Source organism: Alicyclobacillus cycloheptanicus (assembly GCF_028751525.1).
Lineage (GTDB): Bacteria > Bacillota > Bacilli > Alicyclobacillales > Alicyclobacillaceae > Alicyclobacillus_L > Alicyclobacillus_L cycloheptanicus.
The window spans coordinates 126066-145270 of record NZ_CP067097.1 but is presented as its reverse complement, the minus strand read 5'-3'; the positions used below and the strand labels follow the sequence as shown (position 1 = coordinate 145270).

Below are 19205 nucleotides of genomic sequence, written 5' to 3'. Positions count from 1 at the left end.
GCCATGGCGAGTGGCCCTTTCGGACGACTGTGAATCGGTGTTCCCTGTCAGGGAACCCACGGAAAAGGGCTGTGTCACGGCACATGGAACATGCGCTGCGACACAGCCCTTTTCGCGCAATCGGCGGGCGGTGCCGGCTTTGGCACGGAGGGACGGTGGGACGACGCGGCCGCCGCGGTGCGAGTGGGTCGGGGGTTGCGAGGACGGGCGAGATCGAGTAAATTGGTACTAGATATTAGGAGTAGGTAATAAAATTTCAACGGGGTGTGCCGTGCCAGCGGTCATGCACACCGGCAAGGGGGGCATCCCTCTGAAGAAGTCTGAACGGCGGGTCGCGCTGGTCAAGTACCTGGTTGAAAATCCGTTTGCAACAGACGACCAGCTTGCTGAAATGTTTCATGTGAGTGTCGCCACCATTCGGTTGGATCGCGCTGCGCTTCACATCCCGGAAGTCCGGGAACGCACGCGGCTGGTTGCGGCGGCGCGGCAGGACGCCGTGCGCTCGCTCTCGGAGCGGGAGGTCGTCGGAGACATTGTGGAACTCCAACTGAATCGATCGGCTTCCTCTGTCATGCATGTGACCTCTGCTCAGGTTTTCAGCCGTACGGGGATTGTCCGTGGACACTATTTATTCGCGCAGGTCAACTCGCTGGCCACCGCGTTGGTTGATGCCGAGGTCGCATTGACCGTCAAGACAGAACTTCGCTTTTATCAGACGGTACGGCTGGGGCAGACGGTGTTCGCGCGCGCGGACGCGGTCGGCGAACGATTTGGTGTCGTGAAGTGCCGAGTGGCTTCTGTGTGCGGAGGGCAGACGGTCTTGGATGGCTGGATTTGGGTGGCCAAAGCGGAGGATGAGCGATCGCTCGCAACGGGAGGAGATATCGAGTGAAAATAGCTGTAGATGCCATGGGCGGCGATTACGCGCCGGAAGCACCGGTGGCAGCGGGGGCCGCTTTTGCCCGGGAGCACCCGGATGTGGAGATTTGCCTGGTGGGGCGGACAGCGGACATCGAGCGCGTGCTCCCAGGGGATGCGCCGAGCAATCTGCAGATTGAACACACCGATGCCGTGATTTCAGGAGAAGACGAACCGGTTCGCGCCGTGCGGAGAAACCAGGATGCGTCCTTGGTCGTTGCCGCGCGGATGGTTCGGGAAGGGCGTGCAGCCGCCATGTTGTCCGCCGGGAACACGGGTGCGCTGGTGGCTGCAGGACTGCTTGTGGTCGGCCGCATTCCGGGTATCGAACGCCCGGCGCTGGCGCCTGTGCTGCCGACGTTTGACGGACGGGGTGTGTTGCTGCTCGATGCTGGCGCGACCGTGGATGCGTCCGCAGAAAACATTGTGCAGTTTGCGAAGATGGGAACCATTTACTCAAAAGGCGTCCTCGGCGTGGATACACCGCGGGTGGGGCTGCTGAACATCGGTACTGAAGCCTCCAAGGGGAATGCGGTGACCAAGGAAGCGTATGAACTGCTGCAGACGAGTGGCTTGAACTTCGTCGGAAACGTGGAAGCCAGAGAAATTCTCGATGGTCATTGCAACGTGGTTGTGTGTGATGGATTTATCGGAAATATTGTGCTGAAGACGATTGAGGGCGTCGGCCTCGGGCTGTTCTCGGCGCTGCGGGGGGCGTTCATGTCGAGCTTCTCCGGGAAAGTGGCGGGGGCCATCGCGAAGCCGTCTCTGCGGGGACTGCGCGATCGGTTTGACTATGCAGAATACGGCGGTGCACCGTTTCTGGGCGTGGCCGGCGGATGTCTCAAGGCGCATGGAAGCAGCAATCAGCGCGCGTGGTACAAAGCGCTGGAGCAAGCCGAACGATTCACGCGCAATCAACTGCTGGAGCGGTTGACCGCCGCACTACAGAACAAGGAGGACACGCGTTGACGATTCGAGCTGGAATTTTGGGCACGGGTTCAGCGGTGCCGAGTCAAATTTTGAGCAATGCGGATTTGGAAAAGATGGTGGAGACAAATGACGAGTGGATTGTGACGCGGACGGGCATTCGCGAGCGCCGCATTGCACAGCCGCACGAGGCCACGTCTGACTTTGCCATCCCTGCCAGTCAGCGTGCGCTGGAGATGGCGGGGGTGCGGCCGGAGGAAGTGGATTTAATTATTTGTGCGACGGTCACGCCGGACATGATGTTCCCGGCCACCGCGTGCATCATCCAGGATAAAATCGGCGCGACGCGCGCGGCGGCGTTTGACCTGTCGGCGGCATGCAGCGGCTTCCTCTATGGATTGTCTGTCGCAGCGGGTTTCATCGCGTCCGGGCAGTACCGGTACGTGCTGGTGGTGGCCGCGGATGTCCTCTCCCGGATTGTCGACTACACAGACCGCAGCACCGCTATCTTGTTTGGGGACGGCGCGGGTGCGGCGCTGGTGGGGCCCGTCGAAGGGGACAGGGGGCTGCTCGCCTTTGACCTGGGCGCAGACGGCTCGGGCGGTGAATTTTTGTCGCTGCCAGCGGGCGGGTCTCGCATGCCTGCCAGCTACGCGTCGATTGACGCCCATCTGCACTATCTCAAAATGGAGGGCCAGGAAACTTTTAAGTCCGCCGTGAAGGCAATGGCCGCCTCCACGGAGAAAGTATTGGAACGGGCCGGCCTGAAGCGAGAGGACGTGGACCTCATGGTTCCGCACCAGGCGAACATCCGAATCATTGAAGCGGCGCGCAAACGGTTCGGATTCGACGAGAACAAGGTGGTCTTGACGATTCACAAATACGGAAATTCGTCTGCGTCATCCATCGCGATCGCGCTGGACGAGTCCATTCGAGCCGGACGGGCGCAGCCGGGTCATGTGCTGATTCTGGTGGGGTTCGGTGCGGGACTCACGTGGGGTGCTGCGGCGCTGCGGCTGTAATTCGCCCGCTGCCACCCGCCTGTTCGGCGGATGAAGCGCTTTCGAACCTGCGAAGCGAGCAGAAGCCCGCGGGGAAGATGCGAGGGAGGTACAAAAGGTTGAAGCTGGCGTATGTCTTTCCAGGGCAGGGTGCCCAGTACGTAGGCATGGGACGAGAACTCATGGACCGTTATCCGGTTGCGCGCGACACGGTCGCGGCAGCGGACGAGGCGTTGGGATTCTCCCTGTCGAAACTCTTTTTGGAAGGTCCTGAGGAGGATTTAAGGCTCACCTATCACACGCAGCCGGCGCTGCTGACCGTGAGCGTGGCGGCGTGGCGTGTGTTTCAAAGCTTGCAGCCCGCATGCCAGCCGGCCGCGGTTGCAGGGCACAGCCTCGGCGAGTACACGGCGCTGGTCGCCGCGGGGGCGATGTCGTTTGAAGACGCGGTGCGGTTGGTTCACCATCGCGGTAAACTGATGGACGAGGCGGTTCCGGCAGGGCAAGGTGCCATGTCCGCCGTTCTCGGGATGGCGGCGGACGCGTTGGAACAGGTGTGCGCCGAAGCGAGCACCGACGGAGAAGTGGTGGAACTGGCGAACCTGAACTGTCCGGGGCAAATCGTGATTTCTGGCAGCGCCAAGGCCGTCGAACGCGCCGGGCAGCTGGCGAAGGAGCGGGGCGCCAGGCGGGTGATGCCGCTTGTCGTAAGCGGTCCGTTCCACTGCAGTTTGATGCGGCCTGCGGCCGGGCAGCTGAGTGCTGCGCTGGCGGCGGCGACGCTCCAGTCGGCGGCCGCGCCCGTGGTGGCCAATGTCGATGCCGTCCCCCGCACGCAGCCAGACGACCTGCGCGCTGCACTCGAACAGCAGCTGTATTCGCCTGTGCGCTGGGAAGCGGATGTGCGCGCCATGCTGGACCTGGGCGTGGAGGGCTTTGTGGAGTTTGGGCCGGGGACAGTGCTGTCAGGATTGATTAAAAAGGTGGACCGCAGCGTTGTGACATATCACGTGGAAGATGAGTCGTCCTTGCAGGAAGCGCTGCAGGCGACGGCACACTGAACCTTGAGGAGGGTGTTGATGGGCGGGCAAGTATCCATCGTGACGGGTGCCTCTCGAGGCATCGGCCGAGCGGTTGCCGTTGAACTCGGGCGAGACGGCGGTTCCGTGGTGGTCAACTATGCGGGCCGGGAAGAAGAGGCCCGGGAGACGGCGAAGCTCATTGAAGCGGCGGGCGGCCGCGCCATCATTGAGCAGGCGGATGTGCGTGTTGCATCGGAAGCGGATCGCTTGGTAGAATCAGCGTTGGCAGCGTTCGGACGGGTTGACGTAGTCGTCAACAATGCGGGCATTACGCGAGACGGCTTGTTGATGCGGATGAAAGACGAGGATTGGAACGCCGTACTCGACACGAATCTGAAGGGCGCGTTTCACATGATTCGAGCCAGTGCGCGCCAGATGATGAAGCAGCGGTACGGACGCATCATCAACATCAGTTCCGTCGTCGGGCTGATTGGCAACGCGGGGCAGGCCAATTATGCGGCTGCCAAATCCGGGTTAATCGGTCTGACAAAATCGGCGGCGCGTGAGTTGGCGTCTCGCAACATTACGGTCAACGCGGTTGCACCGGGCTACATCATGACCGACATGACATCTGCCCTGCCAGAGAGCGTTCTGGAGAAGATTCAAACGCAGATTCCGCTGGGGCGTGTCGGGGTGCCAGCGCAAGTGGCGCACGCCGTCAAGTTCCTTGCGTCCGATCTTGCCGATTACATTACCGGCCAAGTGTTGAATGTCGACGGCGGCATGGTCATGTAGTATACTCTCTGCAGGAGGTGAAAGCATGTCCGATGTTTTTGAGCGCGTGAAGAATGTGATTGTCGATCGCTTGGGGGTCGACGAAGACAAGGTTACGCCGCAGGCAACCTTCAAGGATGACCTGGGCGCAGATTCGCTGGATGTGGTCGAACTCATTATGGAGCTCGAAGATGAGTTTGATATGGAAATTTCGGATGAAGACGCCGAGAAAATCAGCACGGTCGGCGATGTTGTTACATACATTCAGCAACACCAATAGTTGCAAATTCCGCACTGTCGCACTGAACAAAGTCCCGTGCCATTGCCGGGGCTTTGTTCAATGAATCAGGACTCATTCAAACATGAATGTTGCTCGAAGGGTCAGCCTGCAGTTGGCCTGCGGCCCGCTTCGGACAACCTCTGAGATGATGGTCTCCTGGCAAGGAGGTAAACATATGACGCAGCGCGTCGTAATCACGGGTGCAGGTGTCGTTACGCCGGTTGGCAACGACGTGGAGACGTTCTGGGCCAATCTGACGGCCGGGAAGTCCGGCGTCTCCTACATCCAGGCGTTTGACGTAACGGACTACCCGGTCAAGATTGCAGCCGAAGTTCGGGATTTCGATCCGGGACTGTATATGGACCACAAAGAAGCGCGGCGACTGGACCGGTTCACCCAGTTTTCCATCGCAGCGACAGCCCAGGCTATCGCGCAGTCCGGGCTCCAAATCACCGAGGACAATGCGCACCGCGTGGGTGTGTACATCGGCTCCGGCATCGGCGGGATCCACACCTTGTTGGAGAACTACCGCGTGCTTATGGAGCGCGGTCCCCGGCGCGTCAGTCCATTTGTCGTGCCCATGATGATTCCCAACATTGCTTCGGGCCAAGTGTCCATTCTCTACGGTGCGCAAGGGCCAAACAGCACCTCGGTAACAGCTTGTGCATCGGGAGCGCATGCGATTGGAGACGCGTTCAAGTTGATTCAGCGCGGTGCCGCGGACGTGATGATCGCAGGCGGCGCGGAGGCGGCGATTGTGGACATTGCACTCGCCGGGTTCAGCAACGCCAAGGCGCTTTCCACACGCAATGATGAACCGGAGCGCGCGTCGCGCCCGTTTGACGCAAACCGCGACGGGTTTGTGATGGGCGAGGGCGCTGGTGTGGTGGTCATGGAGCGGTTAGATCACGCCCTTGCACGCGGCGCCACGATTCTGGCTGAAATCATCGGCTACGGTTTGACGGGCGACGCGCATCACATCACAGCACCGGCGCCAGAAGGACGCGGTGCAAGCATGGCGATGAACCAGGCGCTGGCAGATGCGAACCTGGCTCCGGAGGATGTGGACTACATCAATGCGCACGGCACCTCCACGGATTTGAACGACCAGTTTGAAACGATGGCCGTCAAGAAGACGTTTGGAGAGCACGCGTATCGGTTGGCCATCAGTTCCATCAAGTCGATGACCGGGCACCTGCTTGGAGCTGCAGGCGGTGTGGAAGCGATTGCGACCATCCGCACGCTGCAGACGGGTGTGATTCCGCCGACCATTAACTACGAAACGCCGGATCCGGATTGTGACCTAGACTACGTGCCCAACGTGGCCAGGAAGGCGGACGTCAAGGTCGCCATGTCCAACTCGTTCGGATTTGGCGGCCACAATGCGTCCTTGATTTTCCGGCGGTATGAACCGAAAGCATAATTGGGCTGGCAAAGGATCCCCGGCGCGAGCCGGGGTTTCGCTTATCTAGGCCTGCAAAGGATGTGCGAGTGTTGCGGACTCAGTGGGATGAATTGCAGGAACGAGCGGGCGTGCAATTTGAATCCCCCGCACTGTTAAAACAAGCGTTTACCCACGCTTCGTATCGCAATGAACACCGAAAGTCCACAATGGAAGACAATGAACGGCTGGAATTCCTCGGTGACGCGGTGCTGGAGCTCCTGGTGAGTGAGCACCTGTACCGGACGCGGCCGGATTTGCCTGAGGGTGAACTGACGCGGATTCGGGCGGCGATTGTCTGTGAACCGGCATTGGTTCGGTTTGCCCGGAAGCTGGGGTTCCATCAGTACGTTCGCCTGGGCAAAGGAGAAGAACGGTCCGGCGGCAGGGAACGTCCGGCACTGCTCGCCGATGTATTCGAGGCGTTCATTGGTGCGTTGTATTTGGAACAGGGACTGGAAGTGGCGCGAAAGTTTGTGAACGACCACGTGCTGGCGGAACTGCACCCGGAAACCGTCCAGCCGGATTTCAAAACCACCTTGCAGGAGCGGGTGCAGCAGCGCGCGGGCCGTGATTTGCGCTACGAAATCGTGGAAGAACGCGGTCCCGCCCACGCGAAGGAGTTTGTCGCGCGGGTCTGGGTGGGAGATACGGTGATGGGGACAGGCACCGGGCGTTCTAAAAAGGAAGCGGAGCAGAATGCGGCACGGTCGGCGCTGAGCGTCTTGTCGGCGCCGCCGCACGGTACGGTCCCCAAGTCTCCCTAACCGCTGACGCGCTAAGGGGCAGTAAACACCGTCCCCAAGTCTCCCTAGGGTGCTTCGCACCGAGTTCGACTAGGACCGGTATCAACTGCCCCTAACCGCTGACGCGCTAAGGGGCAGTAAACACCGTCTCCAAGTCTCCCTAGGGTGCTTCGCACCGAGTTCGACTAGGACCGGTATCAACTGCCCCTAACCGCTGACGCGCTAAGGGGCAGTAAACACCGTCCCCAAGTCTCCCTAGGGTGCTTCGCACCGAGTTCGACTAGGACCGGTATCAACTGCCCCTAACCGCTGACGCGCTAAGGGGCAGTAAACACCGTCTCCAAGTCTCCCTAGGGTGCTTCGCACCGAGTTCGACTAGGACCGGTATCAACTGCCCCTAACCGCTGACGCGCTAAGGGGCAGTAAACACCGTCTCCAAGTCTCCCTAGGGTGCTTCGCACCGAGTTCGACTAGGACCGGTATCAACTGCCCCTAACCGCTGACGCGCTAAGGGGCAGTAAACAAGGAGGGCTGACGTGTTCCTCAAACGCATTGATATCCTTGGCTTCAAATCGTTCGCCAACAAGACCACGGTGGAGTTTGCGCCTGGGATCACGGCGGTTGTCGGCCCGAATGGCAGCGGCAAAAGCAACATCGCGGATGCCATTCGCTGGGTCCTGGGTGAACAGAGTGCGCGCAGTCTGCGCGGGACGAAGATGGAAGACGTGATCTTCGCGGGAAGTGAGAGCCGCAAGTCGATCAACTTCTGCGAAGTCTCCCTGACGCTGGACAATTCCGACCACCACCTGCCGGTTGTGTTTGACGAGGTCACGGTGACGCGCCGGGTATACAGGTCGGGTGAGAGTGAGTATTTAATCAACAAACAAACCTGCCGCCTCAAGGACGTGCACGAGCTGTTCATGGACTCCGGCTTGGGCCGGGAGTCCTATTCCATTGTGGGCCAGGGCAAAATCGAAGAGATGCTGTCGACGCGCCCGGAGGACCGCCGCGGGCCGTTTGAAGACGCAGCGGGCATTGTCAAGTTCAAGTTCCGTCGCAAAGAAGCCGAGCGCAGGCTCGAAGAAACGGCGGCGAACATTGTTCGCGTGGACGACATCCTGGCGGAGTTGGAACGTCAGGCCGGGCCGCTGGAGAAAGAAGCGGAACGCGCGGCGCAATACAAGGCCCTTGCCGACCAACTGCAGGGCTTGGACATTTCGCTCATTCTCTCCGACGTGGACCGCCTGCGGACCCGCTTCACGGAGGCTGGGCAGGATGTCAACAGCTGGACCACGCGCCGCGCCGAAGCGCTGCAGCTGCTGGAGCAGCGAGAGGCGAACCTGGCGCAGGCGCGCGTTGACCTCGAACAGAAAACGGCCGCCGTGGAAGCCGTGCAGCGCCGTCTGATTGCTTCTGTCGAAACCAGGCAGCGCCGCGACGGAGACGTGGCACTCCTGCGTGAACGGTTGGCCAATGCCCAAAAGGACCTGGACGATCGCACCAGTCAACGCGCGCAGCTTGCGGAGGAACTGCGGGAGCTGGCGGAGCGCAAGGAGGACCTGGCAGAGCGGCTGCAGCTGCTGCAGGCGCAGCTGGAGGCCAAGACGGCGGAGCTGGAAGCCGCTGCGCACGAGGTCGATCCGGCGGCCCGCGCTGCTCTGGAGGCGGACGTCGAACGGCTCAACGCAGACATCATTGAACTCCACCACCAAGCCGCCACATTCCGCAATGAGCGCAAATCCGCACAGGAGTCCTTGCATGCCGATGGGCGGCGCAAGGAGCGGTTGGCAGAGGAGCGCGACAAGTGGCAGTCGGAAGTGGATGCCCTGCAGGCGGAGCAGGCCGCAAACCAGGCCGCGCAAGCGGAAAGCCGCGCACAAGCGGCGGCGTTGGAACGCTCGTTGACCGAGGTAGGAGAACAGATTCGGGATCTCGGTCAGCGCGAAGCGGCCTGTGCGCGCGACCTGCATCAACTGGAGTCTGCCGGTGCGTCTCTGCGGTCGCGGCTGGAACTGCTGAAGGACCTTGAACAGGGGTACGATGGCTATGCGCTGGGGGTTAAGACCGTCCTGCAGGCAGCGGACAAGGGGCGCTTGACGGGCATCTACGGCGCCCTGGCGGGGCTGATGGTCGTCGAACGCAGGTATGAAACCGCGATTGAGACGGCGCTTGGCGCCGCGCAGCAGAACATCGTGGTGTCCACCGAAGCCGCGGCGCGGGCGGCGATTGACATGCTCAAGAAACGGCAGGCGGGGCGCGCGACGTTCATGCCGCTGGACGTGATTCGCAGCCGGCGGCTGCCGGACGCAGAGCGCCAGGTGGCGGCGCGGACGAACGGATTTATTGGCATCGCCAGTGAGCTGGTCACGTGTGCGCCGGAGATTCGGGTCGCTGTGGAACACCTGCTTGGCAACGTCGTGATCGCCGAGACGCTGGTGGCGGCAAACGAGCTGGCACGCAAGCTGCAGTACCGCACGCGCGTGGTGACGCTGGATGGAGACGTCGTCAGCCCGGGCGGTGTGATGTCCGGCGGCAGCCATACGCGCCGGGGGCCTGGACTGTTGGGCCGCTCCCGGGAGCAGCAGGATGTACAAAAGCAGTTGGCGGACGTGGAGGAGAAGCGTAGCACCCTGCAAACGCAGCAGGCGGCACTGCGCAAGGAAACGGAGACCCTGCAAGCGAAGAGCCAGTCGGTCGCGCGGGCGCTCAATGAAGCGAAAGTCACCTTGCAGCAGCTGGAAGCGGCGGCGCGGGAACTGCAAGCGAAACATCAGAACGCGGCCGACCGTCTGCAGAGTGTGGTGTGGGAACAGGAGCAGCTGGAGGCGGGCCGGGCAGCGTGGCAGGAACGCGCCGAGACAGCCGAGCGCCAGCTGGCAGACACGGAAGCCAGTCTGGCGGAGTTGGAGGCGCAAGTCAGGGCCAAACGAGCTGAGCTGGAGTTGTGGGACAAGTCTGTGCAGCAAGCCCAGGAATCCATGACGGCGCTCAAGGTCGAGGTGGCGACACTCTCGCAGGAGCGGGCTGGCCTGCTCGAACGTAAGGCCGAACTCGAGGCGCGGATGGTACGGCTGACAGAGCGGGACGGTCAACTTGCGGTGGAACAAGAACAAGTTCGGACCCTGCTCGCCGCCACGGAGGCTGCTATCGAGTCTGGTGTGGCGGAGGCGGCTTCGCTGGCGGAGGAAGTCGTCAACTTGGAGGCAGAGTTGACGGAATGGAAGCAGGCGCGCACGGCGGTCGAGCAGGATGTGGCGGCGGCGGAACGGCTGCTTCGGGAACAGCAGGCCGCGGCTGCGGCAGCGGAAGAACAGCTGCACCGCGCTCAGGTGGCCCTGGAGCGGACCGATATGGAATTGAACCACGTGCTCGAACGGCTGGGCGAGCAATACCATATGACGGTGGAATGGGCGCGATCGCACTATGAACCCGCGGTCGATGTCGAGCAGACGAAGCGGCAAGCCGAGGGCGTGCGCCGACAGATGCAGGCGCTGGGCGATGTGCAGCTGAGTGCGATTGAAGAGTGGAGCCGGTTGTCTGAGCGCATGGGCTTTTTGACGCGCGAGCGCGACGACCTCGAGCAGGCGCGAGTGAAGCTGGCGGATGTCATCCAGGAGATCGACACGGAGATGTCCAAACGGTTCGAGGAGACGTTCGAGCAAATCCGCACGGAATTTCAGGTGATGTTCCGCCTGCTGTTCAACGGCGGCCGCGCGGATTTGGAATTGAACGACCCGGCGGACTTGCTGCACACCGGGATTGAGGTGATCGCGCAGCCGCCCGGCAAACGCCTGCAGAACCTGAACCTGATGTCGGGCGGCGAGCGGGCGTTGACGGCGATGGCATTGTTGTTCGCGATTTTGCGCGTGCGGCCTGTGCCGTTCTGCGTGCTGGACGAAGTGGAAGCGGCGCTGGATGAAGCGAACGTGTCGCGCTTCGCACAGCAGCTGCGGAAGTTTTCGGACGATACGCAGTTCATCGTGATCACGCATCGACGCGGTACGATGGAGGAGGCGGACGTCCTGTACGGTGTGACGATGCAGGAGTCGGGCATTTCTTCGTTGGTGAGCGTGCGGCTGACGGACGACAGCGACATCGAGACGGCCGGCTAGGGAACTGCCGTCCGGGCGAGGTTTTGAAATTGGATGTCCAACCCCGCACAGAGGTGACAGGACAGAGGCTGAGGGGTGTAACAATGGGGCTGTTTGACAAGTTCCGAAAAGGACTCGAGAAAAGCAGAACAGGCTTGTGGGGGCGTCTGGGCGGGTGGATTCAGGGCGGCAAGATTGATGACACCGTCTATGACGAAATGGAAGAAGCCTTGCTGGCGGCGGATGTCGGGTTCGACACCGCCATTTGGCTCGTCGAACAGGTGCGTCGAGCGCAGCGGCAAAACCGCGTGACGGATCCGAAGGAACTGCCCAGGCTGCTGATGGATGCGATGGTCGATGCGCTGTCTGGACCCGACCCACAGATGCATTTTGCCGAAAGCGGCCCGACCCTGATGCTGGTGGTCGGCGTCAACGGCGTTGGCAAAACGACGTCCATCGCGAAACTCGCGCATTATTACCAGCAGCAAGGCAAAAAGGTGATTCTGGCGGCTGGGGATACGTTCCGAGCCGCTGCGATTGAGCAGTTGACCGAATGGGGCGGCCGCATTGGCTGCGACGTGGTGCGCCATTCGCAGGGGGCCGACCCGGCAGCGGTCGTGTTCGATGCGATTTCTGCGGCGAGGTCGCGAAATGCGGACTTGATTTTGTGCGACACCGCGGGACGTCTGCACAACAAGGCCAACCTGATGAACGAGCTGGCAAAAATCCACAAGGTCGCGGAGCGGGAACTGCCCGGCTCGCCGCATGAGGTGTTGTTGGTGCTCGATGCCGTAACGGGGCAGAACGCCCTGAGTCAGGCGAAGGTCTTTCAAGAAGTCGTCAACGTCAGCGGAATTGTTGTGACGAAGTTGGACGGCACGGCCAAAGGCGGCGTTGTGCTGCCGATTGTGCGCGAGCGTCAAATCGCTGTGAAATGGGTTGGCCTTGGCGAACAAATGGACGACCTGGAGCCGTTCGATGCGCGGGCTTTTGCACAGGCCATCTGCTCGTACGCCGACGAAGCCGAGTGACATGATTCGCCGTCTTTCGTGACGTGTGTAAAGGGTGTGTACTTGACAGTGAACGATGAGCCCGGTATGATAGGAAAAGTCACGCGCGTGGGCGACTTGTACGATTTTTACGGTGCGTTGTTGACCGAACGGCAGCGGCAAATCGTCGAACTCTATTATTTCGACGACTGGTCGCTGGCGGAAATCGCAGCCGAGCTTTGCGTCACCAGACAAGCTGTCCATGACAATTTGCACCGCGCGGCGCTCCAATTGGAGTCCTATGAGTCAGCGCTTGGACTGCTGGAGGCTCACGCGCGGCAGCGCACACTCGTTGATTCGCTTTGTACAGCCTGGCATCAAGCGCGAAGACATGTGCCGCCAGAACAGGCGGCGTCCATGAATCGGTGCGTCGAAGCATTGGCCAGAGAATACCAAATCGAAACGGGGTGAGCGCTGTGTTCGAAGGCCTGTCAAGCAGTCTGCAAAAGGCACTGGGGAAGCTTCGGTCGAAAGGCAAATTGACCGAAGAGGACGTACAGGCTGCCATGCGCGAAGTCCGATTAGCACTGCTCGCGGCAGACGTGAACGTGAAAGTGGTCAAGCAGTTTGTCGATCGCGTCCGTGAACGCGCCGTTGGGCAGGATGTGCAGAAAAGTCTCACGCCTGGACAGCAGGTCGTCAAGATTGTGCATGAGGAATTGACCGAGCTGATGGGCGGCAGTGCGGCTCGGCTCAACATGGCGCCGAAGCCCCCGACCGTGGTTATGCTCGTCGGCCTGCAGGGTGCAGGGAAGACGACCACCGCTGCGAAGCTGGCGCTTTCCTTCCGGAAGCACGACCATCGGCCGCTGCTGGTGGCCGCCGACGTCTACCGTCCGGCTGCCATTACACAGCTGCAGGTGCTCGGGAAACAAATTGACATCCCCGTGTTCGAGATGGGGACGTCGGTCGATCCGGTTCGCATCGCGCAGCAGGGCATCGCGGAAGCGACGCGCCTTGGTGCAGATGTGGTCATCGTCGACACAGCGGGCCGCCTGCATATCGACGAGCAGCTGATGGATGAATTGTCCCGGATGCAGCAGGCCGTCACGCCCAACGAAGTGCTGCTTGTGGTGGACGCGATGACAGGACAGGACGCCGTTCATGTCGCCGAGACGTTCCATGAGCAGTTGTCCATCACGGGCGTGATTCTGACGAAGCTCGATGGCGATACACGCGGCGGTGCGGCACTGACGGTGAGAGCCGTCACGGGATGTCCGATTAAGTTCACAGGGATGGGCGAAAAGATTGAACCGCTCGAAGTCTTCCATCCCGACCGGCTTGCGTCGCGCATCCTCGGCATGGGTGACGTGCTTGGCCTGATTGAGAAGGCGCAGGAAACCGTCGACATGGAACAGGCACAGGAGATGCAGAAAAAACTGCTCTCCGCCCAGTTCACCCTGGATGATTTTCGTGCCATGTTTCAGCAGGTTCGCAACTTGGGCCCGCTTGACCAAATCATGAAGATGATTCCGGGCGCGAACAAGTTGAAGGGGCTGGAAAACGTCAATTTGGACGACAAACGGTTCCAGCGCATTGACGCCATTATTTCGTCGATGACGAAGGAAGAGCGGCAGGACCCAAGCGTGATGAACGCGAGCCGCAGGAGACGCGTGGCCAACGGCAGCGGTGTGACTGTTCGCGAAGTCAATCAAGTCTTGAATCAGTTTGAACAAACGCGCCAGATGATGAAGCGGTTTGGCGGCGGGTTTGGCAAGAAGCTTGGTCTCCGCGGGGCGCAAAAAGCGCTGAAATCCATGAAGGGACTGGGCGGCATGGAGGGCCTCGAGGGGCTCGAAGGACTTGCGGGGGACGGCGGTCTGCCTGCAGGGCTGGAGGGCGTTGGCCTGCCCGAACGTGGCTCGGGGTCGGCGGACCATCGCCGACGACATAAGAAAAAACGCCGCAAATAGCCGGCGACAAGGAGTGTATGAAGATGGCAGTAAAGATTCGTCTGAAGCGTATGGGTGCAAAGAAGTCTCCATTCTATCGTGTGGTCGTGGCGGATTCTCGTTCTCCGCGTGATGGCCGGTTTATCGAAGAAATCGGCACGTATAATCCGCTGACCGATCCGGCGAAGATCAACATCAACGAGGAGAAGGCGCTGCGCTGGCTGCAGACGGGGGCTCAGCCGTCCGATACGGTTCGGCACTTGTTCCACGAAGCAGGGATTCTGAAGAAGTTCCACGAAGCAAAGCTGCAGAAGTAACCAGGATTGCAGGAACGGCAAGGTAGACGACCGTCGAATCGTGCTCGGGAGTGAAACGTCGATGTCCGTGGTGGTCGTCATCGACAAGCTGTTTCCGGTCCGTACGCGGACAGGGGGGGCCATATGAAGGAACTTGTCGTATTTCTGGCGCAGTCCCTTGTGGAACATCCAGAGGCTGTTTCTGTCACCGAAGAGACACGAGGAGACGTGGTAGTGTATCATCTGTCGGTCGATCCGGCTGATCTCGGTCGGATCATCGGCCGCCAGGGGCGCATTGCGAAGGCGATGCGCAATGTCATCAGCGCAGCGGCGTATCGCAAGAATCAACGCGTTGTCTTGGAAATCGCGGAGCCGTAAGGACGCACGTGAATCGAATTTCCGAAAAGGGGCGAAAGGATGCTGATTCGCCAGCCAGTCGCTGTCAAATTCATTTTGACGGAGTCCACGAAACAGCAGATTCTGAGCGAGCATCGCCGGCAGATTGAGCGTTTGACTGCGGAGTTAGAACAATTGGAGGCACAAGGTGCACAGGCTGTCGAGCAGGCCATGGCGCAGGGCGGAGACGTCGCTCAGCAGGTTCGCCAGCGGTTTGAGCAGGAGAAGGCCGCGCGGGTTCAACAGCGCGATCAGCTGATTCAACAGATTCAGCAAATTCAGCAGATGGAACTTGGCACCGAGATTCAGAACATGAACGTGGAGACCAACGTTGAAGTTCGCGTCGGCGATGACTGGGGGAAAATCCTCCGGGGCGCGGAAATCATCATTAAGGATGGGGTTGTCCACGAAATTCGCCGCGGCGGGGAATCGGTACAGGAGTGACGGTGCGCTGGGGCCGCGGGGTGTTGCCCGCGCTGGATTGAATTGAAACGGGTGTCAAGCACAAGGCCAACGCCAAACCTGGTGTCGGCCTTGTCGTGCATCAATGGAGGACGAATCAGGTGGCGTATTACACAGTCGGAGTCATTACGGGTACGCATGGGCTTCGCGGGGAAGTCAAGGTGCTGTCGAAAACGGACTTCGAGGACGAGCGGTTTCGCAGCGGATCACGGTTGTTCGTGCGCAAGCCGGGATCGACCCCCTTCCAAGAGGTGGAGGTACGCTCGGCGCGGCGCCACAAGCAGTTCTGGCTGGTGGCGTTTCGCGACTTGCCGTCGATCAACGATGTCGAACACTGGAAGGGCATGGAGCTGTGCGTGGATGAGACACAGCTGCTGGACCTCCCAGAGGGGACGTATTACCTGCATGAGTTGATTGGGCTCGATGTGAAAACGAAAGACGGGACGTACCTGGGGAAACTCGTTGAAGTGCTGACGCCAGGGGCGAACGATGTCTATGTGGTGCGGGGGCCTGTGTCGAAGCGGGACCTCCTGCTGCCGGCGATTCCAGAGTGCGTGTTGAACGTCGACGTGGCACAGGGTGTGATGACTGTGTTCTTGATGCCTGGGCTGCTGGATGAGGAGGAGCCGAATGAGCACTGAGCTTTCGCGCGTCGAGCCGCCGGCGGCTGCAGCATCGCGATCGGAAACGGATAGCAGTGATGCACCAGGCGGGCGGGCGCTTCGCGTTGCCATTTTGACGCTGTTTCCGGACATGTTCAGCGGTGTGTTCTCGGAGAGTATCATCAAGCGTGCGATTGAACGCGGCTTGCTGCAGGTGGAGTTGGTGAACTTCCGGGATTTCACGGACGATCGGCACCATACGGTCGATGATGCGCCGTTTGGCGGCGGCGCGGGGATGCTGTTGAAGCCGGATCCGTTGTTTCGCGCAGTGGAGTCGCTCCAGCAGGCGTCGAGCGCGGCCGATGCAGACGACGGGGACGTGGCGGAGCGTGCGCCCGCCGTCGGCGAGGATGCGGCGGGTCATCAGACGGTAGGCGGTCACGCGCCGGGGGGGAAGCTGAGCGATCGCGTCATTTTGCTGTCTCCGCAAGGCCGCCCGTTCACGCAGGCGGTGGCGGCGGAGTTGGTGGCGTGCGGGCAGCGGCTGGTGCTGATCTGCGGGCATTACGAAGGGTTCGACGAGCGCGTGCGCACACACCTGGCCACGGATGAAATCTCGCTGGGCGACTTCGTCATGACGGGCGGCGAAATTGCCGCCATGGCGATGGTGGACACGATGGTTCGCCTGGTGCCTGGCGTGCTTGGCAACGAGTCCTCCGCACATGATGATTCGTTTGCCCATGGACTGCTGGAGTATCCGCAGTATACGCGGCCGGCGGTGTATCGGGGACTGCCAGTGCCGCCGGTGTTACTCTCGGGCAATCACCAGGAGGTGGCCCGCTGGCGGCGAATGCATTCGTTGTACCGCACATGGCAGCGGCGTCCGGATTTGCTCGCGCGCCGGAAGTTGTCCGATGAAGAGCGGCAGTGGGTCCGCCGCTGGACGTCGGGTGATTTGAGCGGCATTGATGTGCCGTAGCGCCGGTGCTGCGGCCTCGACCGGATGGCAGTGAGGTGTAGGAACGAAACGGCGCTTGTGTGGAGGACGGGTTGTGGTGTGACCGTGGTGGGCGGCGCCTGACCTGTATCCCATATGCGCCGCCCGCGGCCTACTTCATAAGTATGACGAGGAATGTGGAGGGGTTCAGGGAAAATGAAGCGTCTTGCGCTGGGCTTCACATGGAGATTGCTTCGGTTTGAATAAAAAAAGCGCGAGTTGGGCACGAATACCAGTTGATCTCGCCTATCCAGCGTGGTATATTAGTCGATGTCGCCGCCGAGGCGGCCGGGTTGAATACCACCCGAAATTCCGCGTCACATCAAGCTTTTCTCCACGTTGACCCGGTATGAACCAACAACATCCAGTAGCCTTTTGGAGTGGATGTGTGGTAAGATGTTTGAACCGCCAAACGAGAGACAAGTTGTGAAGCGGAAGGCAATGTTGGTTCCTTGAAAACTAAACACGCAAGAAAGCGACAGTGTAGTTTAATCGACGAAAGTCGAATGAGCAAGACAAACCTTTTTGAGAGTTTGATCCTGGCTCAGGACGAACGCTGGCGGCGTGCCTAATACATGCAAGTCGAGCGGACCCTTCGGGGTCAGCGGCGGACGGGTGAGTAACACGTGGGTAATCTGCCCAACTGACCGGAATAACGCCTGGAAACGGGTGCTAATGCCGGATAGGCAGCGAGCAGGCATCTGCTCGCTGGGAAAGGTGCAAATGCACCGCAGATGGAGGAGCCCGCGGCGCATTAGCTGGTTGGTGGGGTAACGGCTCACCAAGGCGACGATGCGTAGCCGACCTGAGAGGGTGGACGGCCACACTGGGACTGAGACACGGCCCAGACTCCTACGGGAGGCAGCAGTAGGGAATCTTCCGCAATGGGCGCAAGCCTGACGGAGCAACGCCGCGTGAGCGAAGAAGGCCTTCGGGTTGTAAAGCTCAGTCACTCGGGAAGAGCGGCAAGGGGAGTGGAAAGCCCCTTGAGAGACGGTACCGAGAGAGGAAGCCCCGGCTAACTACGTGCCAGCAGCCGCGGTAATACGTAGGGGGCAAGCGTTGTCCGGAATCACTGGGCGTAAAGCGTGCGTAGGCGGTTGCGTGTGTCCGGGGTGAAAGTCCAGGGCTCAACCCTGGGAATGCCTTGGAAACTGCGTAACTTGAGTGCTGGAGAGGCAAGGGGAATTCCGCGTGTAGCGGTGGAATGCGTAGATATGCGGAGGAATACCAGTGGCGAAGGCGCCTTGCTGGACAGTGACTGACGCTGAGGCACGAAAGCGTGGGGAGCAAACAGGATTAGATACCCTGGTAGTCCACGCCGTAAACGATGAGTGCTAGGTGTTGGGGGGTACCACCCTCAGTGCCGAAGGAAACCCAATAAGCACTCCGCCTGGGGAGTACGGTCGCAAGACTGAAACTCAAAGGAATTGACGGGGGCCCGCACAAGCAGTGGAGCATGTGGTTTAATTCGAAGCAACGCGAAGAACCTTACCAGGGCTTGACATCCCCCTGACAGCCGCAGAGATGCGGTTTCCCTTCGGGGCAGGGGAGACAGGTGGTGCATGGTTGTCGTCAGCTCGTGTCGTGAGATGTTGGGTTAAGTCCCGCAACGAGCGCAACCCTTGAACTGTGTTACCAGCACGTGAAGGTGGGGACTCACAGTTGACTGCCGGCGTAAGTCGGAGGAAGGCGGGGATGACGTCAAATCATCATGCCCTTTATGTCCTGGGCTACACACGTGCTACAATGGGCGGTACAACGGGAAGCGAGACCGCGAGGTGGAGCAAACCCCTGAAAGCCGTTCGTAGTTCGGATTGCAGGCTGCAACTCGCCTGCATGAAGCCGGAATTGCTAGTAATCGCGGATCAGCATGCCGCGGTGAATCCGTTCCCGGGCCTTGTACACACCGCCCGTCACACCACGAGAGTCGGCAACACCCGAAGTCGGTGGGGTAACCCGTCAGGGGGCCAGCCGCCGAAGGTGGGGTTGATGATTGGGGTGAAGTCGTAACAAGGTAGCCGTATCGGAAGGTGCGGCTGGATCACCTCCTTTCTACGGAGTAAGAGGCACTGTCGCGGTGCGTGTTTAGTTTTGAGGGAGCCAAAACTGCGCAAGCAGGCAGGTGAACTCAAAGGGGCTTTGGATGTGCGAAAGCAGATCGAGAGCCGGAATGTACCTTGGAAACTGGATAACGACTCCTATGAAGAAGTCAAACCGACACGAACACAGTGGGTAACTGTGAGCATGCGGAATTTGAGACGCGAGGAATGCGAGGAGCCGAACGCGTGAGGAAACGAGCGTACTG

Annotated in this window: 17 protein-coding genes and 1 rRNA gene; all 18 read left to right on the top strand. The window is 60.5% G+C overall.

The window, feature by feature from the left end; all coding sequences use genetic code 11:
• Nucleotides 1-271 precede the first annotated feature (271 nt).
• The 18 genes from fapR (at nt 272) to JI721_RS00595 (ending at nt 18952) form a co-directional block, all read left to right on the top strand.
• On the top strand, nt 272-892 hold the full coding sequence (gene fapR / locus JI721_RS00680; protein WP_274456176.1) for a transcription factor FapR: 621 nt from the start codon (nt 272-274) through the stop codon (nt 890-892).
• Complete coding sequence (gene plsX, locus JI721_RS00675; RefSeq protein ID WP_274456175.1) at nt 889-1890, top strand: phosphate acyltransferase PlsX; 1002 nt, start codon at nt 889-891, stop codon at nt 1888-1890. Before fapR ends, plsX begins: the two co-directional genes overlap by 4 nt.
• Nucleotides 1887-2870: a beta-ketoacyl-ACP synthase III gene (locus JI721_RS00670; protein ID WP_274456174.1), complete on the top strand. Its 984-nt coding sequence runs from the start codon at nt 1887-1889 to the stop codon at nt 2868-2870. The genes plsX and JI721_RS00670 overlap by 4 nt, the downstream gene beginning before the upstream one ends.
• A 146-nt stretch (nt 2871-3016) precedes the next feature.
• Entirely contained in the window at nt 3017-3910 is an 894-nt protein-coding gene (gene fabD, locus JI721_RS00665; RefSeq protein WP_274457572.1) for an ACP S-malonyltransferase, read from the top strand.
• Nucleotides 3911-3925: 15 nt separating this feature from the next.
• Nucleotides 3926-4666, top strand: a complete 741-nt coding sequence (fabG, locus tag JI721_RS00660; RefSeq protein WP_274456173.1) for a 3-oxoacyl-[acyl-carrier-protein] reductase — start codon at nt 3926-3928, stop codon at nt 4664-4666.
• Nucleotides 4667-4691: 25 nt separating this feature from the next.
• Nucleotides 4692-4925 carry an acyl carrier protein gene (locus tag JI721_RS00655; protein ID WP_274456172.1) on the top strand — a complete coding sequence of 78 codons (234 nt, stop codon included), beginning with the start codon at nt 4692-4694 and terminating at the stop codon, nt 4923-4925.
• 175 nt (nt 4926-5100) lie between these two features.
• Entirely contained in the window at nt 5101-6348 is a 1248-nt protein-coding gene (gene fabF / locus JI721_RS00650) for a beta-ketoacyl-ACP synthase II (protein WP_274456171.1), read from the top strand.
• Between the two features lie 71 nt (nt 6349-6419).
• Complete coding sequence (rnc, locus tag JI721_RS00645) at nt 6420-7133, top strand: ribonuclease III (protein WP_274456170.1); 714 nt, start codon at nt 6420-6422, stop codon at nt 7131-7133.
• Between the two features lie 515 nt (nt 7134-7648).
• Complete coding sequence (gene smc, locus JI721_RS00640; protein ID WP_274456168.1) at nt 7649-11224, top strand: chromosome segregation protein SMC; 3576 nt, start codon at nt 7649-7651, stop codon at nt 11222-11224.
• An 83-nt stretch (nt 11225-11307) separates the two neighbouring features.
• Entirely contained in the window at nt 11308-12234 is a 927-nt protein-coding gene (ftsY, locus tag JI721_RS00635; RefSeq protein WP_274456167.1) for a signal recognition particle-docking protein FtsY, read from the top strand.
• A gap of 66 nt (nt 12235-12300) precedes the next feature.
• Nucleotides 12301-12663 carry a YlxM family DNA-binding protein gene (gene ylxM / locus JI721_RS00630; RefSeq protein WP_274456166.1) on the top strand — a complete coding sequence of 121 codons (363 nt, stop codon included), beginning with the start codon at nt 12301-12303 and terminating at the stop codon, nt 12661-12663.
• Nucleotides 12660-14165 carry a signal recognition particle protein gene (gene ffh / locus JI721_RS00625; protein ID WP_456151377.1) on the top strand — a complete coding sequence of 502 codons (1506 nt, stop codon included), beginning with the start codon at nt 12660-12662 and terminating at the stop codon, nt 14163-14165. The genes ylxM and ffh overlap by 4 nt, the downstream gene beginning before the upstream one ends.
• Nucleotides 14166-14188: 23 nt before the next feature.
• Nucleotides 14189-14461 carry a 30S ribosomal protein S16 gene (rpsP, locus tag JI721_RS00620; protein WP_274456164.1) on the top strand — a complete coding sequence of 91 codons (273 nt, stop codon included), beginning with the start codon at nt 14189-14191 and terminating at the stop codon, nt 14459-14461.
• Nucleotides 14462-14584: 123 nt separating this feature from the next.
• On the top strand, nt 14585-14818 hold the full coding sequence (locus JI721_RS00615; protein ID WP_274456163.1) for a KH domain-containing protein: 234 nt from the start codon (nt 14585-14587) through the stop codon (nt 14816-14818).
• Between the two features lie 39 nt (nt 14819-14857).
• On the top strand, nt 14858-15280 hold the full coding sequence (locus JI721_RS00610; protein ID WP_274456162.1) for a YlqD family protein: 423 nt from the start codon (nt 14858-14860) through the stop codon (nt 15278-15280).
• Nucleotides 15281-15399: 119 nt separating this feature from the next.
• Nucleotides 15400-15939 (top strand): ribosome maturation factor RimM, encoded by a 540-nt coding sequence (gene rimM / locus JI721_RS00605; protein ID WP_274456161.1) that lies wholly within the window; start codon nt 15400-15402, stop codon nt 15937-15939.
• Between the two features lie 112 nt (nt 15940-16051).
• Complete coding sequence (trmD, locus tag JI721_RS00600; protein WP_274457571.1) at nt 16052-16879, top strand: tRNA (guanosine(37)-N1)-methyltransferase TrmD; 828 nt, start codon at nt 16052-16054, stop codon at nt 16877-16879.
• 539 nt (nt 16880-17418) lie between these two features.
• Nucleotides 17419-18952 (top strand): 16S ribosomal RNA (locus JI721_RS00595).
• Nucleotides 18953-19205 lie beyond the last annotated feature (253 nt).

Coding starts and splice junctions, on each gene's coding strand:
- fabD (WP_274457572.1), top strand. CDS start 3,017: ATGGGACGAGAACTCATGGACCGTTATCCGGTTGCGCGCGACACGGTC.
- JI721_RS00655 (WP_274456172.1), top strand. CDS start 4,692: ATGTCCGATGTTTTTGAGCGCGTGAAGAATGTGATTGTCGATCGCTTG.
- fabF (WP_274456171.1), top strand. CDS start 5,101: ATGACGCAGCGCGTCGTAATCACGGGTGCAGGTGTCGTTACGCCGGTT.
- ftsY (WP_274456167.1), top strand. CDS start 11,308: ATGGGGCTGTTTGACAAGTTCCGAAAAGGACTCGAGAAAAGCAGAACA.
- ylxM (WP_274456166.1), top strand. CDS start 12,301: ATGATAGGAAAAGTCACGCGCGTGGGCGACTTGTACGATTTTTACGGT.
- rpsP (WP_274456164.1), top strand. CDS start 14,189: ATGGCAGTAAAGATTCGTCTGAAGCGTATGGGTGCAAAGAAGTCTCCA.
- JI721_RS00615 (WP_274456163.1), top strand. CDS start 14,585: ATGAAGGAACTTGTCGTATTTCTGGCGCAGTCCCTTGTGGAACATCCA.
- JI721_RS00610 (WP_274456162.1), top strand. CDS start 14,858: ATGCTGATTCGCCAGCCAGTCGCTGTCAAATTCATTTTGACGGAGTCC.
- trmD (WP_274457571.1), top strand. CDS start 16,052: ATGTTCAGCGGTGTGTTCTCGGAGAGTATCATCAAGCGTGCGATTGAA.